19 protein-coding genes and 1 pseudogene are annotated in these 13379 nt (G+C 53.7%); 19 read left to right on the top strand and 1 reads right to left on the bottom strand.

Annotated features, from left to right (window positions below; translation table 11 throughout):
- Nucleotides 1-20: 20 nt before the first annotated feature.
- The 17 genes from B9P82_RS26535 to B9P82_RS26455 all read left to right on the top strand — a co-directional run bounded on the left by B9P82_RS26535 (nucleotide 21) and on the right by B9P82_RS26455 (nucleotide 12820).
- Nucleotides 21-356, top strand: coding sequence for a capsid cement protein (locus B9P82_RS26535; RefSeq protein WP_101701292.1), 336 nt, complete (start codon nucleotides 21-23; stop codon nucleotides 354-356).
- On the top strand, nucleotides 356-712 hold the full coding sequence (locus B9P82_RS26530) for a head-tail joining protein (RefSeq protein WP_040230736.1): 357 nt from the start codon (nucleotides 356-358) through the stop codon (nucleotides 710-712). The genes B9P82_RS26535 and B9P82_RS26530 overlap by 1 nt, the downstream gene beginning before the upstream one ends.
- 1 nt (nucleotide 713) lies before the next feature.
- The gene (locus B9P82_RS26525) at nucleotides 714-1370 is read left to right on the top strand and encodes a hypothetical protein (RefSeq protein WP_101701291.1); all 657 of its coding nucleotides are present in this window, start codon (nucleotides 714-716) and stop codon (nucleotides 1368-1370) included.
- Between the two features lie 11 nt (nucleotides 1371-1381).
- Nucleotides 1382-1936 (top strand): hypothetical protein, encoded by a 555-nt coding sequence (locus tag B9P82_RS26520; protein WP_101701290.1) that lies wholly within the window; start codon nucleotides 1382-1384, stop codon nucleotides 1934-1936.
- Nucleotides 1929-2546, top strand: a complete 618-nt coding sequence (locus tag B9P82_RS26515) for a phage baseplate assembly protein V (protein ID WP_047357975.1) — start codon at nucleotides 1929-1931, stop codon at nucleotides 2544-2546. Before B9P82_RS26520 ends, B9P82_RS26515 begins: the two co-directional genes overlap by 8 nt.
- A gap of 38 nt (nucleotides 2547-2584) precedes the next feature.
- Complete coding sequence (locus B9P82_RS26510) at nucleotides 2585-4054, top strand: phage tail sheath family protein (RefSeq protein WP_101701289.1); 1470 nt, start codon at nucleotides 2585-2587, stop codon at nucleotides 4052-4054.
- Complete coding sequence (locus B9P82_RS26505; RefSeq protein WP_016150414.1) at nucleotides 4051-4557, top strand: phage major tail tube protein; 507 nt, start codon at nucleotides 4051-4053, stop codon at nucleotides 4555-4557. Before B9P82_RS26510 ends, B9P82_RS26505 begins: the two co-directional genes overlap by 4 nt.
- 58 nt (nucleotides 4558-4615) lie before the next feature.
- Nucleotides 4616-4915 carry a phage tail assembly protein gene (locus B9P82_RS26500; RefSeq protein WP_016150413.1) on the top strand — a complete coding sequence of 100 codons (300 nt, stop codon included), beginning with the start codon at nucleotides 4616-4618 and terminating at the stop codon, nucleotides 4913-4915.
- 102 nt (nucleotides 4916-5017) lie between these two features.
- Nucleotides 5018-6943, top strand: a complete 1926-nt coding sequence (locus B9P82_RS26495) for a hypothetical protein (protein ID WP_101701288.1) — start codon at nucleotides 5018-5020, stop codon at nucleotides 6941-6943.
- Nucleotides 6940-7410, top strand: coding sequence for a phage tail protein (locus B9P82_RS26490; protein ID WP_101701287.1), 471 nt, complete (start codon nucleotides 6940-6942; stop codon nucleotides 7408-7410). The genes B9P82_RS26495 and B9P82_RS26490 overlap by 4 nt, the downstream gene beginning before the upstream one ends.
- Complete coding sequence (locus tag B9P82_RS26485) at nucleotides 7385-7600, top strand: tail protein X (RefSeq protein WP_101701286.1); 216 nt, start codon at nucleotides 7385-7387, stop codon at nucleotides 7598-7600. The genes B9P82_RS26490 and B9P82_RS26485 overlap by 26 nt, the downstream gene beginning before the upstream one ends.
- Nucleotide 7601: 1 nt before the next feature.
- Nucleotides 7602-8720: a contractile injection system protein, VgrG/Pvc8 family gene (locus B9P82_RS26480; protein WP_033816601.1), complete on the top strand. Its 1119-nt coding sequence runs from the start codon at nucleotides 7602-7604 to the stop codon at nucleotides 8718-8720.
- A 39-nt stretch (nucleotides 8721-8759) separates the two neighbouring features.
- A complete protein-coding gene (locus tag B9P82_RS26475) occupies nucleotides 8760-9113 on the top strand; it encodes a GPW/gp25 family protein (protein ID WP_033816600.1) in 354 nt (117 codons plus the stop codon).
- The gene (locus B9P82_RS26470; protein WP_033816599.1) at nucleotides 9097-10017 is read left to right on the top strand and encodes a baseplate assembly protein; all 921 of its coding nucleotides are present in this window, start codon (nucleotides 9097-9099) and stop codon (nucleotides 10015-10017) included. Before B9P82_RS26475 ends, B9P82_RS26470 begins: the two co-directional genes overlap by 17 nt.
- Nucleotides 10007-10570, top strand: coding sequence for a phage tail protein I (locus B9P82_RS26465; RefSeq protein ID WP_016150406.1), 564 nt, complete (start codon nucleotides 10007-10009; stop codon nucleotides 10568-10570). Before B9P82_RS26470 ends, B9P82_RS26465 begins: the two co-directional genes overlap by 11 nt.
- Nucleotides 10563-12239 (top strand): phage tail-collar fiber domain-containing protein, encoded by a 1677-nt coding sequence (locus B9P82_RS26460; RefSeq protein WP_101701285.1) that lies wholly within the window; start codon nucleotides 10563-10565, stop codon nucleotides 12237-12239. The genes B9P82_RS26465 and B9P82_RS26460 overlap by 8 nt, the downstream gene beginning before the upstream one ends.
- The gene (locus tag B9P82_RS26455) at nucleotides 12239-12820 is read left to right on the top strand and encodes a tail fiber assembly protein (protein ID WP_101701284.1); all 582 of its coding nucleotides are present in this window, start codon (nucleotides 12239-12241) and stop codon (nucleotides 12818-12820) included. The genes B9P82_RS26460 and B9P82_RS26455 overlap by 1 nt, the downstream gene beginning before the upstream one ends.
- Here the strand turns inward: B9P82_RS26455 and B9P82_RS26450 are convergent.
- Nucleotides 12792-12875: a tail fiber assembly protein gene (locus B9P82_RS26450; RefSeq protein WP_371412096.1), complete on the bottom strand. Its 84-nt coding sequence runs from the start codon at nucleotides 12873-12875 to the stop codon at nucleotides 12792-12794. The two genes, B9P82_RS26455 and B9P82_RS26450, sit on opposite strands and share 29 nt — an antisense overlap.
- A gap of 51 nt (nucleotides 12876-12926) precedes the next feature.
- On the opposite strand from B9P82_RS26450, the pseudogene B9P82_RS26445 reads away from it, so the two are divergent.
- Both B9P82_RS26445 and B9P82_RS26440 read left to right on the top strand, forming a co-directional pair.
- Nucleotides 12927-13064: pseudogene (locus B9P82_RS26445) on the top strand (helix-turn-helix domain-containing protein); the annotation flags it as partial.
- 113 nt (nucleotides 13065-13177) lie between these two features.
- A partial coding sequence (locus tag B9P82_RS26440) for a transposase (protein WP_210404999.1) occupies nucleotides 13178-13379 on the top strand: 202 nt, incomplete at its 3' end.

The raw sequence follows: 13379 nt of genomic DNA, 5'->3' as shown, positions 1-13379 counted from the left end.
TCCTTTTATGGAGAAAAAACATGGCGAAGAACTATCAGCAGGACGGTACCACACTGGATTATCACAATGCGGGTGTTGATGCCGTTTCATCCGGTGCGCTGGTGGCGGTCGGCGGAATTGCCGGGGTGGCACACAGCGATATTCCAGCAGGCGAGTGGGGAACACTGCATATGGCCGGTGTTTTTGTGCTGCCTAAAGCGGCAGAAGAAATTGCGGCAGGCCAGAAACTGTATCTGGCTGGCGGCAAGCTGACGGTGGCAAAAGGCGATGATGCAACGCCAAACCCGGTTGTTGGTTCCGCCTGGGGAGCAGCTGAGGCGGATGATGCTGATGTTGCCGTCCGCCTGGGGTTCTGATGAGCCGGTTCCGGGAGCGTTTGGCTAAAGCAGATGCCCGGATTAACCGGGCGTTTGCCGAAGAAGTCCCTGCATGCCTGCAAACGGGTGAAGGCCCGCGTCTGGTGACCGTGATTTTTGAATCACCGGATGCGCTGTCGGGTGTACCGGGTGGCGGGGAGATTCAGAACCATTCCCCGGCGTTCAGTGCAATGACTGCGGATATTTCCGGTCTCGAAAAACATGACGGTGTGGTGATCAACACCATCCCTTACCGGGTGACACATATCGGCGCGGATGAAGAAGGGCGGACCCGCGTCACGCTGGCATATGGGGAACCCGGCAAAACACAGCCTCAGATCGATAAATGGAGCTGATATGGCGCGGGAGTCTCGACTGCGACGGGATTTACCCGTCGATATTGATGTGGATGTTATCTGGCGAATTGCGGACAGTATCGGTGCGACGCAAAAACAGTTCCGTGCAGCATACTCGCGCGCGCTCAGGCGTACTGCCGCCACGCTGCGAAAGAAAGCGATGGCGGATCTGAAAGACGGGCTGGCCCCACGCAGTATGGATCTGGTCCGGCGCCGTCTGCTGTCTTTTCGCCTGGACAGGGGATCGCAACTGGATAACTTCCGGCTCTGGTTCGGGCTGAATGCCATTAAGGTGAAAGACCTTAAAGGACGAATCAACGGGCGGCTGCGACCGCACCATACCCGGCGTGACCGCAACACAGGGCGTTTTATTAAAGCGCGCCGCCAGGCAGATAACGCCGGATTTTCCCCGAAAGGTAATCTGCTGAGCGAACGGTCGTTTGAAAACGGGGAGGTGTCGCGTTCAAAACGGGATAATCGCCGGACGGTGGTTATTCGCGATCCCCAGACCCGCCGGACACGCGAAGCAGAAATGGATATCTACGAACCGATGCTGAACTACATTGAGGACAACGCATTTGCGGAAGCGATGGAGATTTTTATGCATCACTTTGAAACCGACATTCGCGGGCGCGTAAAAGCCCGTATTTCTGTCTGAGGTAACGAACGATGGCCGAGCCACTGTTGCTGGGGCGGTATCACGATGCCGTGACTGACGCATTAAAAAAAATCGGATGGGTGCGTGATGCCGGTGCGTATCCGGAACGAAATGTTCCCCGCTTTTTGGGGCTGACCACGCCCGCGGTGTATTTCTCGATTAACAGCTGGGAACAGGGCGGAGGTAATGAGGGGCAACTGAGCGTTAATTTAACCTGTGATCTCTTCGTGGTGGTGGATGCCGCCGGATCGGGTGTGAGTCAGCCTGAGATTTTTGTCAGAACCGCTGCGGCCGATATTACCCAGTGGATTGACGGGCAGCAGTTTGGTCTGGACCATATTGAGCCTGCGGTATTCACCACGGCTGAACGTGATGAGTTTGATCCGCGAATGGATGATTATCTGGTCTGGCGTATTTCATTCACCCAGGCGGCTGCATTTGGTACTGACCCCTTTGCAAACAATGGCATGCCTCTGCAGCAGGCCTGGCTGGGTGCTGCACCTGATACGGGCCGTAATCACGTGGATGACTATCAACTTATCTGGGAGGCTCAGCCCGATGAGTGATATAGCAGGCGACCTGCAGCGCAGACTGGCGAACCTTGTCCGGCGCGGCGTTATCCACTCCGTCAGGCACGATCGTATCCCAAAATGCCGGGTGGATTTGGGGGATATCATCACGACCTGGCTGCCGTTGTGCCAGGGGTTTTCAGGAACTAACCGGGCGGATTCAAATCCTTATGCCGTGGGGGATGCGGTTACGGTCCTGTCCGAAGCCGGAGAGCTCAACAACGGACGGGTGTTTCCCGGCTGGAACACGGGAAAGCTGCCTGTGCCGGAAGGGAGTGACAGCGAGCACATTACCCGTTACAGCGACGGGACCGAGATCCGTTATGACAGGAACGCGCATGCCCTGACGATTACGCTGGCTGATGGCGGAACCTACAAAATTGTCGGTAAAGGCACGCTGGATGGTCCGGTTGAAATTACGGATACCCTGACAGTCCAGGGCAAAACCCAGATTAATGCTGACACGTCGGTTGCAGGGAATATCGGGGCGTCAAAGGAGATAACGGATAAATCCGGTAGCATGAGCAAGATACGTGAAGTATTTAACAACCACGATCACCGCGGCGACAGCGGCGGGCTCACCGATAAACCTAATCAGAAAATGTGACCTGCTGCGGCAGGTTTTTTTATGCCTGGAGAAAAAACATGTCTCAGTTACATGGCGTTGAAACTATTGAACTCACCTCGGGTACGGTGGCGGTTACCACGATCCAGACCGCCATTATCGGTCTGGTGGGAACGGCACCTGATGCGTCGGGGGGAACAGCCGCATCGGGATCATCCGGTACACCCATTCTCGATAACGTTATCGACTTCACTGCAACCATTAAGGGGCGGGAAGGCAATGTCATCAATGTCGCTGCGCTGGCCGGACAGCCGGCAGCCGAAAATCCTGCTGCGGTTGTGACGTCAGCAAGCTGGGATCCTGAATCGCTGACACTGAACATCACGCTGGGTTGTGATGAGCACGGTGTTATCACGGCTAAACCCGGAGACGTTGCTGAGGCTGTCGGTGGTGTTGATGGCGCAAAAGTCAGTGCGAGCGGGCGCGGTGACGGGATTATCCAGCCCTTCAGCCTGCAATTGGCAGGGGGTGAAGATGAACCCTTTCCGCTCAATACGCCGGTGGCGGTCGTCGGCACCACGCTGTTATCCCGCCTGGGTGAAAAAGGTACGCTGAAACAGGCACTGACAGACATTAACGATCAGCGTAATGCGCTGACGGTGGTGGTGCGTGTGGCAGATGAAAACGATGTGGCAAAACGACGCGCTGCGGTACTGAAGGGGATCGGCACCCTGTCTTCAGCGAAATCTGTTACCACGTACCATCCGCGTATTGTGATAGCGCCGGGATTCAGTGAGGACGATGCGGTTGGTAAGGGGCTGGAAACCGTGGCCGGGAAATTGCGCGCCGTTGCATATGTTGACTGCGCCTCCGGCGCGACGCTGCAGGAAGTGGTACAGCGTCGCCAGTCCTATGGCGCACGAACTGAACTGTTGCGCCCGCGGGTCCAGGCGAGCGATGCAGATGGCCAGCTGGTTTATCGCCCTTACTCTGCGTTTGCTGCCGGGTTACGCGCCCGCATCGACTTTGAAAAAGGCTGGTGGTGGAGCAAGTCGAACCAGGACATCAACAACATCCTCGGTGTTGAGCAGATCGATGAATTTATCCTCGGGGATGAGAACTGCGATGCAAACCTGCTCAACATGCAGAACGTGTCCACCATTATCCGCCGGGCGGGTTTTAAACATTGGGGTAACCGCCTGTGTGCTACCAATCCACAGTGGCGTTTTGAATCTGTACGCCGTACAGCTGATGTTATTGAGGACAGCATTCAGGAAACCATGCTGGAGTATGTTGACCGCCCACTGGACCGGGAAAATGCGGATGACATTATCGGTACCATCAATGCCTATATGCGGCAACTGGTCGGTCTTGGCGCCATATTCGGTGGGCGGGCCTGGCTGGATGAAGAACTGAACACCGCGGAAACCATGGCGTCGGGTGTCCTGTACATCAACTATGACTTTGGTCCGAAATCGCCGACTGAACTTATCAGCCTGCGCGTCCGGGTGAACAATAACTATGCGCTTGAGGAGATGCTTGCAGCATGAGCGATAAAAACACACTACGCGTCTGGACCTTCTTCCGGCAGGGGATCCGTATTCAGGGGGCGCATGAATTTACGCCGCCGTCTCTGGCTATTGTCAAAACGGATTTGCGTACCGGCGCACAGGATGCGCCCACCCCGGTTGATGACGGCATGGAGGCACTGACCTGTCAGGTTAAATTTTATGGGATAGATACGGATATGCTGGCCAGCTTCGGTTTTGTCAGCGGCAGCCGTTCACGCTTTACGGCTTATCAGGGCTATCTCGGTAACGGCACTGCGCGCGGTACGGTTGAGGAAATTGAGGGGTTTGTACAGACCGTCACGCCGGATGCGCGGAGTAAGGATACGCTTTCCGAAAATGCCGTGACGGTTGATATTGCTGTCAGCTACTACCGTCAGTCACTGGACGGGCGCGAACTGTTCGCCATTGATACAGAGCGTTTCGCCCGCCGGGTGAATGGCGTGGATGTGCTTTCTGGCCTGGCTGCCAAAGTGCGTCTCTGATTTTACTGTTATCCCACCACTGTAACGGCCTGCGGGCCGTTTTTTTATGGAGCAACCTATGAGCTTTCCTGGTGAAACCCGCGTTATAAAACTGTATTCCCCTGTATCACTTGATAGCGGGGTTGTGATCGATGAAGTCACCATGCGTGAACCGTTGGTTCGCGATCGCATCACTCATGCCAAAGACCGCGGCAACGAAGAAGAGAAAGAAGCCCGCATGATTGCGCTGCTGTGCAATCTCAGTGAACAGGATCTCTGGCTGATGACGGCGGCAGATTATTCACAGCTGCTGGATGCCTTTAACGTTTTTATGCTCCCGCCCGCGAAGCGACCGAAGGCGGGCTCCTCCGGGCAATAAGATTTCTGGGGCGGCGGCTGCATTTTCCGATGGCGGAATACCTTGATATGCCGTTCAGCACTTTCTCTGATTTTTTGACCGACGAACTGGAGACGATAAACCGTGGGCGGAATAAGCCAGAACCTTAAGGCCGTCATTACCTTTGGCGGGAACCTGGATAATTCATGGAAACGATCTGCAGATGGTCTGCAAAAAAGCCTGAAAGATGTCGGAAAGCAGTCTGAACGACTGACAAAAGATCAGACCAAACTGGCAGCAGAAATCAAGCGCGCCAAACTGGCCGGTGAAAGCCTGGGGGATTTGAAGCGCCGCTATACCGATGTTTCCAGGGAAATCCGCAAAACGGAGGCGGAGCAGCAGAAACTGAATGTACAGATGCAAAAAGCACAGCGCATTCAGGCATTCAAAGGTGCCGGTAAAGGTCTGTTCCGGCGCGGTCTGGGGATCGCCGGGCAGGTGGGCGGGATGTTTGGATCCGGGCTGGCTATTGGCGGTGGCGGTGTGGTGGCTTCAGCACTTGGCACACTGATAGCGCCAGCTGCCACCAATGCTGAAACGGCAACCCGCACTAATGTCGCAAAAAGTTACGGCGTGGACGTGGCCACGTTTAATGCCTGGGATTCTCTGGCGAAGCAGTACGACATGAATGCGGAAAACATTGGCGATCTCTTTGAAGAGTATCTGCACAAATCCGGGGAGTATAAACAGAACGGTAAGCAGGACTCGCTGCAGGATGCGTTTGAAACGCTCGGTTTCAAAGCGGGGGATTTTGCCGGGCTCAGCGATATGGCGCAGTTCGACAAAATTGTTGAACGGGCGCTCAGCCTTCAGGACGAGTCAAAAGCCTCCTTCGCACTGGATTCTCTTTTTGGCGGGGAAGCGAGCAAACTGCTGATGCTTATCAAGCAGTCTGGCCGGAGCTACCGCGACCTGATGGACGAACAGCGGCGCTACAACCTTGTGACTAAAGAGGGGGCTGATGGGGCGGTTGCGGGTAATCAGGCTATCAATAATCTCCGCACTGTTTTCTCTTCTGCTGTTGCTGAAATTTCCGGGCAACTGGGAAATGAACTGGCGCCTGATATCCGTAATCTGACAAATGATCTTGCTGACTGGTTCAAAGGTGGCGGGATCAAGCGCATTGTGACTTTCCTGCGAAACGACCTCTATCCCGGCGTTCTGTCGTTCGGGCAGGGGGTGGTTTTTGTCGGCAAAATTATTTACGCGCTGGCTAAAAAACTGTCTTGGTTACTTCCGGATGAACGAAATGACCAGCGCGATGTATTGAAAACGCTGGCTGGTAACGGAATGAATATGGCTCGCCTCAGAGCTGAGCAGACAGGCCAGGGAGAATGGTTTTCGCAGCAACTGGCAACTCATCCTGACTTGCCAGAAAAAGTAAAAGAGTCATGGAACGATACCCGTGGATGGTTCGGTCCTGACAGCGACGATGAGGCGTTTAACAAATCGCTTGATAAATACCTGCCACCGGAAGGCGGCGACTCGCTTTTAAACTGGAATGCGGCGCTACAGCAAAACAAGGACCATGTCGCGCAAACCGTTAAAGAGGAACCGGAAAGCAGTGCCGGAGCCTGGGATAATTACGCGCATGAGCCGGTAACATCTGCCAGCCAGTGGGAAAGAGAACCATCAGTGCTGACGTACAGCCAGGGGGAAGGAGAAAGCGCCCGCGCAGGGGATAAGTATCCGAATGCACCCCTTCTTCCCGCCGGGCAGCAGGACAGGAATGTTACTGCAACAGACAGTTCACCTGCTGAGCCGGTGATTCTGAAAGACGAGAGCACGGGCGGTTACTGGGAAAGTCTGCTTCAGAAAATGGATGTACTGGATAAGCAGCCGCCATCACGGCAGATAACCGATAACCGCAAATTTGAGTATCACTTCGAAATTAATGCCGCGCCGGGACAGGATGAGAAAGCGATTGCCGATGAAGTGACCACGGTGACGAAAAACAATTCTGCCTTTAATGGTGATAACAGCCTTCTGGATGGGAGACTTGTCTGGTGAGTGAAATTATCCCGATATTTGAAGATTCCGGTCAGCTCAGTACAGGCGCATTACGGGGTGGGCAGGAAGCCCGCGTGATGATGATGCTGGGGAGTTTCGCCTTTTCGATTGATACAGCGGCTTATCATCAGCTCACCCGTGAGGCCAGCTGGCGCTGGAGTGAACAGGAACGCATCGGCAAACAGGACCTTCTTCAGTACACCGGAAAGCCTGGCCGTACCGTCAGGCTTGAAGGGCAGTCTCACGCCTTTTTCCGTAAAGGGGTGGAAGGGGTGAATGATTTATTTGATCTTGCCGAACAGGCGAAACCCCAGCAGCTTGTCAGCGGAGAAGGCGATGTGCTGGGTTGGTGGGTGGTGACCGACTTTTCAGACACGACGAGTAAGTTTTTACCGGGTGGCGGTCACCGAAATAAAAACTGGACGATGACGCTAAAACACTATGCCGACGATCTATCAAACCCGTGACGGAGATGTACTGGATGCAATTTGTGCCGTGCATTACGGTACTGAAAATCTTTCATACTCGGTGACTCAGGTTCTTGAAGCTAATCAGGGGCTGGCGGATCAGGGGGCTATGTATCCTTCCGGCCTGTACATCACTCTGCCGGATCTGGTGACGCCCGTAGCGGAATCGCCATTCAGTTTATGGGATTGATATGGCAGATCAGACAGCGATGCCGGAATATGCGCCGGCCTTCAGCATTCAGGCCGAAGGGAAAGATATAACCCGGGTACTGCAACAATGCCTGAGTGAACTGACCCTGACGGATTATGGTGGGGCAACAGCGAAAGCAGATGAACTGAAAATCAGCCTCATCTCTGAAACGCTGTCGCTTCCCACTAAAGGTGCCCGGCTTCGGGTTGCTCTGGGATTCAATGATCAACTGATCGATAAAGGCTGGTTTGTTGTCAGTGGTGTCTCGAGCAGCGGCCCACCAAGGCGTATCGAACTTTATGCAACCGCTGCGCCGATGAACGCCCAGAAACAACCCGGAGATGTGACAAGCCAGAAAACCCGGAGCTGGGATAACCTTCGTCTTGCCGATATTGTCAAAACGGTGGCCACCGATAACGGGCTTATTCCCCGCGTGGCCGACGCGCTCAAAGATATTCATATCAGCCATATCGATCAGGTGGCGGAATCCGATGCCAACCTGCTCGCAAGGCTTGCGCGTGACTACAACGCAGTGAGCAAACCATCAGGAGGCTACTGGCTTTTTTTACAGCAGGGGGCCACGGCAACGGCTTCAGGGAAACAGACTGGCGGGATCACCATCACACCGGATGAAGTATCAAACTGGTCCTACAGTGAAGGTGAGCGGGGGAGTTCGACAGGTAAAGCTACAGGGAGTGGAGGAAAAGCTAAAGAGAAAATCGGCGTGCGTTATTACGACGAGGAGGACGGTACGACAAAGACCTCCTCCGTTGAACATGATGGCCCGGCGATGACCAATCCCTATACCCAGTCGGAGAGAAACACCGCCGAGCAACAGGCAAATTCCAGGAAAACACAGGCGAAGCGTAACGAGCAGAAAATGACGCTCACGGGGCCATGTCGCCCGAAACATGTTCCGCTGACAGCAGAAGCAAGTGTGTCGACTTCCGGTTTTGGCTCCCGTGAGGATCGGGCCTGGGTGGTTGAGTCTCTGGTCTTTTCTCTGACGTCAGCAGGATTCAGCTACACCTACAACCTTGTCGTGGATATTCGTAAACCCGCAGCGGCTTCGAAAAAATCAGAAAAGCAGGACAAAACAGGCCCGTCCTACTTCGGTTAACCCTCCCGCCATCCGGCGACTCAGCAACGGAATTTAATCATGAACGGTGTAAACAACCGGACCGGAAAACGCCTGTCCGGCGTCGCCCATTTGCGCCAGTCGGTCAGCGACATACTGACCACGCCCATCGGGAGCCGGGTTCTTGTCCGGGACTATGGCAGTGATCTGTTTTCGCTGGTGGATAACCCCCGGGATGATTTGACCCGGCTACAAATAATTGCTGCGTCTGCGACCGCACTGGCCCGGTGGGAGACGCGGCTGAAGGTAACACGTGTGCTTGTTTCCTTTCCTGAAGAGGAGTCCGGCTGTGTGCTGGATATTGAGGGGATCAACAAGGAAACCAATTTACCTGTCAGAACGGGAGACATAACGATTTATGGCAAGCGGCTATGACGTGATCAACCTGTCCGAACTGGACGTACCGGATGCCATTGTGGTGCCGGATGCGACTGAAATCTTCACCCGGTGGCTGGCGCGCCTGCGGGAACTTGATAAGCAGTTTGATGCGCTGGTGGAATCCGATCCGACGTTTAAACAGGGGGAGGTGAATGCCTACCAGCTGACGCTGGCGTTCCAGCGGGTTAATGATGCTGTGCGGGCGGTATTTCTCGCGAGTGCAAAAGAGGCTGACCTTGACCAGATAGGCGCCGCATTCAACGTTAAACGGCAGGTGATTAAGCCCGGCGATCCGCTTGCCATTCCGCCAGTGGAGCCTGAACTGGAAGACGATGCGGCATTTCGTGAACGTATCCAGCTTTCATGGGCGCAGCTGAATACAGCAGGCGCGCGTAATTCATACCGCTTTCATGCGAAGTCTGCCGATACGGATGTGCTGGATGCCGATGCCTATGGGCCGGAAACCCATAACCGGCCCGGATACGTTGATGTCTATGTCCTGTCACGTACCGGGGATGGGGCGGCGGGGCAGCCCCTGCTTGATAAGGTTAACAGCACACTGAATGCGGATGAAATCCGCCCGTTAACGGACTACGTGACGGTTAAAAGTGCCACGATTGAAAACTATGCCGTTACGGCAGAGCTGGAGATCCCGGAAGGACCGGACGCCAGTACGGTGCTGAATAATGCCATCGATGTATTACGGTCATACACCACGCTTTCCCATCGGATTAAAACCGTCGTCCCGCTGTCCGCCATTTATGCTGCGCTGCAGCAATCCGGTGTGGTCCGGGTAAGGCTGATTTCTCCGGTAGCAGATCTGGAAGCGGAACCGGGTAAAGCGCCCTGGTGTACCGCCATTAATGTCACCCGCACGGAGGTAAGCAGCAATGACGGCTAAGTTTCGATCTCTGCTACCTCCTGGCGCATTTCATGAAGAGCGGGCGCAGGAGCAGGCCAGCGCTGAGCAGATCGCCACCCTCGATACCAATATGGTGCGCAAGTCCAAAAATCCTGACACCTGTCCGGCGCATCTTCTCCCCTGGCTGGCCTGGGAGCATGCCGTTGATTTCTGGGATGACGGCTGGACAGAGGCGCAGAAGCGACAGGTGATAAAAGATGCCGCTTATGTGCATCAGCACAGGGGAACGGCCGGGGCGGTACGTCGTTCCCTCGGCTCCGTAAACCTGCCCACGACCGTGGTTGAGTGGTGGGAAGACACGCCGCGCGCTGAACCTTACACCTTCCGGATCGAAGTACAGAGCAGTGAGGGGGTCAGCGACGCTCTCTATCATCAGATCCGCCAGCTTACCGAGCGGGCCAAGAACCTGCGCAGCTATCTGAGCAAAATCGATGTGATGGCGAATGTGGGTATGGACGGGGCTTTTTATATTTCGGGTGCGACAACAGCGCATATCGATGTGGACATTTTTGCCGGGGAATCTCATGGCTGATTACTACTCAATTATCACTAACCGGGGTAAAGAACTGGAGGCAGAGGCGCTGGCCAGTGGTCGCCTGATTGTACTGACTCACTTTGTGGTGGGTGACAGTAATGGCAAGCAGGTCAAACCCGATCCGGCACAAATCCGGTTGATCAATGAAACGTACCGGGGAGATATCGCTGAGCTGGTGGTGTCCCCGGAACAGTCCACGCAGTTAATGGCAAAAATCGTTCTGCCGACCGGGGTTGGTGGATTCACCGTTCGCGAAGTCGGTTTAATGACTGACACCGGAGAGCTTTACGCGGTGGCAAACTGCCCATCGATCGATAAGCCGGTTGGTGGTGTCAGCGTTAATATGCAGTTTCGCCTGGCGGTATCAGATACCTCAAATATCACGCTGAATGTTGCAACCGGCGACGGGTTATTTCTGCGCATTGACCAGAACCTGAAAGAGATAAAAACGCGGGGCGCGGAAGCACAAAAAACGTCGCGTGAATCCATTGGTGTCCTCGATGGCACGACACAACGAAAGGGGCTTGTACAACTTAATAGTACGGTGAACAGCACCAGTGAAACGCAGGCCGCCACCCCTGCGGCAGTTAAGATCGTAATGGATAATGCGAATGCGCGACTGGCTAAAGACCGGAACGGCGCGGATATACCGAATGTCGCATTATTTCTACAAAACCTTGGTTTAGTAGAAACAATAAAACTGGCTGCTGGCGCAGTACCTTCAACACGCAGAGTTAATGGTCATGAACTGGCTGCGGACATCAATGTCACGGCGCAGGATATTTTTGACGGCCAGGTTGTGGGGATTGGTGAAAATCAGAATCTGGATGATTACCAGGTGCCGGGGCTTTATTTTCAGGGAGCGAACGCTAATACCAGTGCGGCACTGAATTACCCGGAGAATAATGCAGGTTCTCTGATGGTATTGAGAAGTGCCGGAGTCACACAGATTTACCGCGTGTACAACTCATCCCGCAGTTATACGCGTAGCAAGTATTCAACGCTGGCATGGACGCCGTGGATGCCGGAAGATTCTTATCCTGTCGGCGCACCTATCCCCTGGCCATCTGATGTAACCCCGACAGGGTACGCCTTAATGCAGGGGCAACCTTTTGATAAAGCGGCCTATCCATTGCTTGCGATTGCGTATCCAGCGGGTGTTATCCCTGACATGCGAGGCCAGACGATTAAGGGGAAACCGAACGGGCGTACGGTACTCTCGTATGAACAGGATGGTATTAAATCGCACGCCCACACAGCCAGCATTTCCGATACAGACCTGGGAACGAAATACACCAGCTCTTTTGATTATGGTTCGAAACCAACAACCAGTTTTGATTACGGAAATAAGTCATCCACAGAAGGGGGTTGGCACGCACATAACTTTCGATATTGCTCAACGTCTGCATACCGGGATACTCCCGGCCAGGGGCTGGGGATGCATTCGTCAAATGTTTCATGGTCAGCTGGAGATCGTATTGAGGGAAGTGGTAATCATGCTCATGTGACGTGGATTGGCCCTCATGATCACTGGGTGGGTATCGGTGCGCATGACCATTATGTGGTTATGGGGTATCACGGACATGCTGCGACCGTTCATGCAACCGGAAATGCAGAAAACACCGTTAAAAATATTGCGTTTAACTATATTGTGAGGCTTGCCTGATGACTTTTGAAATGACCGGAGAAAACCGGACTATTACTCTCTACAACCTTCGTGCAGATACAAATGAATATATTGGGAAATGTGATGGGTTTATCCCGGCTAATACGGGATTACCTGCTTACAGTACCAATATTGCCCCGCCGTCAGCGAAGGCTGGTTTTGTCGCTGTATTTAATTATGAGTCAGAAAAATGGTCATTGGTTGAGGACCATCGAGGGAAAATTGTTTACGACATTCAAACCGGGAAAGCTACCACGATTGACCAGTTAGGTAAGTTACCTGACGATGTTGTTTCAGTCGCACCGGAAGGTCATTTTGTTAAGTGGGATGGAGCAAAGTGGGTCCACGATACCGATGCAGAAAATGAACATCTGCTGATGCTGGCGGAACAGGAAAAAATAAATCTTCTGGCGGTCGCAACATCCGCAATAGCCCCCTTACAGGATGCTGTTGATCTGGGCATGGCAACGGACGTTGAAACCGCGCTGTTGTTGGAGTGGAAGAAATATCGTGTCTTGCTTAACCGGGTAGATACCTCAAATCCTGAATGGCCTACGCCCCCGAATATTCTGGCCAGTTAATATCAGGGGCGGAAGACAAATCGATGCGACGTAACTCAGTACGATAGCTTCGCAACGCTGCCAGTTCTGTTTCCTCGCTGGCTGATATATCGCCGTCTTTTGTGCAAGACGACTAAAGTTAACCGCAGAAGAGTGGGCTCAGGCTGGAAGGTTGATAGCTGCAGGTGAGTCAAGAAAAAGTGTGGCTATAATTTACGATGTAGGGGGGGCGACGCTATACAAAAAATTTCCTGCGCGGTGTTGAGAAGACACCACCGCCTCGTCGTATGCAAGAACGGGCGACGGCGAACTGGCGAACGTTCGATAGTGCGAGTATTGAATGATTGGCTTTGTTGAATAAATCGAACTTTTGCTGAGTTGAAGGATCAGATCACGTATCTTCCCGACAACACAGACCGTTCCGTGGCAAAGCAAAAGTTCAAAATCACCAACTGGCCCACCTACAATAAAGCCCTCATCAACCGTGGCTCCATAACTTTCTGGCTGGATGATGAAGCTATTCAGGCCTGGTATGAGTCAGCAACACCTTCTTCACGAGGCAGACCTCAGCGCTATTCTG

It is taken from the genome of Citrobacter sp. L55 (assembly GCF_002850715.1).
Lineage (GTDB): Bacteria > Pseudomonadota > Gammaproteobacteria > Enterobacterales > Enterobacteriaceae > Citrobacter > Citrobacter braakii.
This window is presented reverse-complemented; position numbering and strand designations above follow the sequence as displayed.

Excerpts from the sequence above, each read along its gene's own strand:
- B9P82_RS26455 (WP_101701284.1), top strand. The coding sequence starts at position 12,239 with ATGACTTTTGAAATGACCGGAGAAAACCGGACTATTACTCTCTACAAC.
- B9P82_RS26520 (WP_101701290.1), top strand. The coding sequence starts at position 1,382 with ATGGCCGAGCCACTGTTGCTGGGGCGGTATCACGATGCCGTGACTGAC.
- B9P82_RS26530 (WP_040230736.1), top strand. The coding sequence starts at position 356 with ATGAGCCGGTTCCGGGAGCGTTTGGCTAAAGCAGATGCCCGGATTAAC.
- B9P82_RS26475 (WP_033816600.1), top strand. The coding sequence starts at position 8,760 with ATGAACGGTGTAAACAACCGGACCGGAAAACGCCTGTCCGGCGTCGCC.
- B9P82_RS26460 (WP_101701285.1), top strand. The coding sequence starts at position 10,563 with ATGGCTGATTACTACTCAATTATCACTAACCGGGGTAAAGAACTGGAG.
- B9P82_RS26465 (WP_016150406.1), top strand. The coding sequence starts at position 10,007 with ATGACGGCTAAGTTTCGATCTCTGCTACCTCCTGGCGCATTTCATGAA.
- B9P82_RS26525 (WP_101701291.1), top strand. The coding sequence starts at position 714 with ATGGCGCGGGAGTCTCGACTGCGACGGGATTTACCCGTCGATATTGAT.
- B9P82_RS26480 (WP_033816601.1), top strand. The coding sequence starts at position 7,602 with ATGGCAGATCAGACAGCGATGCCGGAATATGCGCCGGCCTTCAGCATT.
- B9P82_RS26470 (WP_033816599.1), top strand. The coding sequence starts at position 9,097 with ATGGCAAGCGGCTATGACGTGATCAACCTGTCCGAACTGGACGTACCG.
- B9P82_RS26515 (WP_047357975.1), top strand. The coding sequence starts at position 1,929 with ATGAGTGATATAGCAGGCGACCTGCAGCGCAGACTGGCGAACCTTGTC.
- B9P82_RS26500 (WP_016150413.1), top strand. The coding sequence starts at position 4,616 with ATGAGCTTTCCTGGTGAAACCCGCGTTATAAAACTGTATTCCCCTGTA.
- B9P82_RS26510 (WP_101701289.1), top strand. The coding sequence starts at position 2,585 with ATGTCTCAGTTACATGGCGTTGAAACTATTGAACTCACCTCGGGTACG.
- B9P82_RS26505 (WP_016150414.1), top strand. The coding sequence starts at position 4,051 with ATGAGCGATAAAAACACACTACGCGTCTGGACCTTCTTCCGGCAGGGG.
- B9P82_RS26485 (WP_101701286.1), top strand. The coding sequence starts at position 7,385 with ATGCCGACGATCTATCAAACCCGTGACGGAGATGTACTGGATGCAATT.
- B9P82_RS26535 (WP_101701292.1), top strand. The coding sequence starts at position 21 with ATGGCGAAGAACTATCAGCAGGACGGTACCACACTGGATTATCACAAT.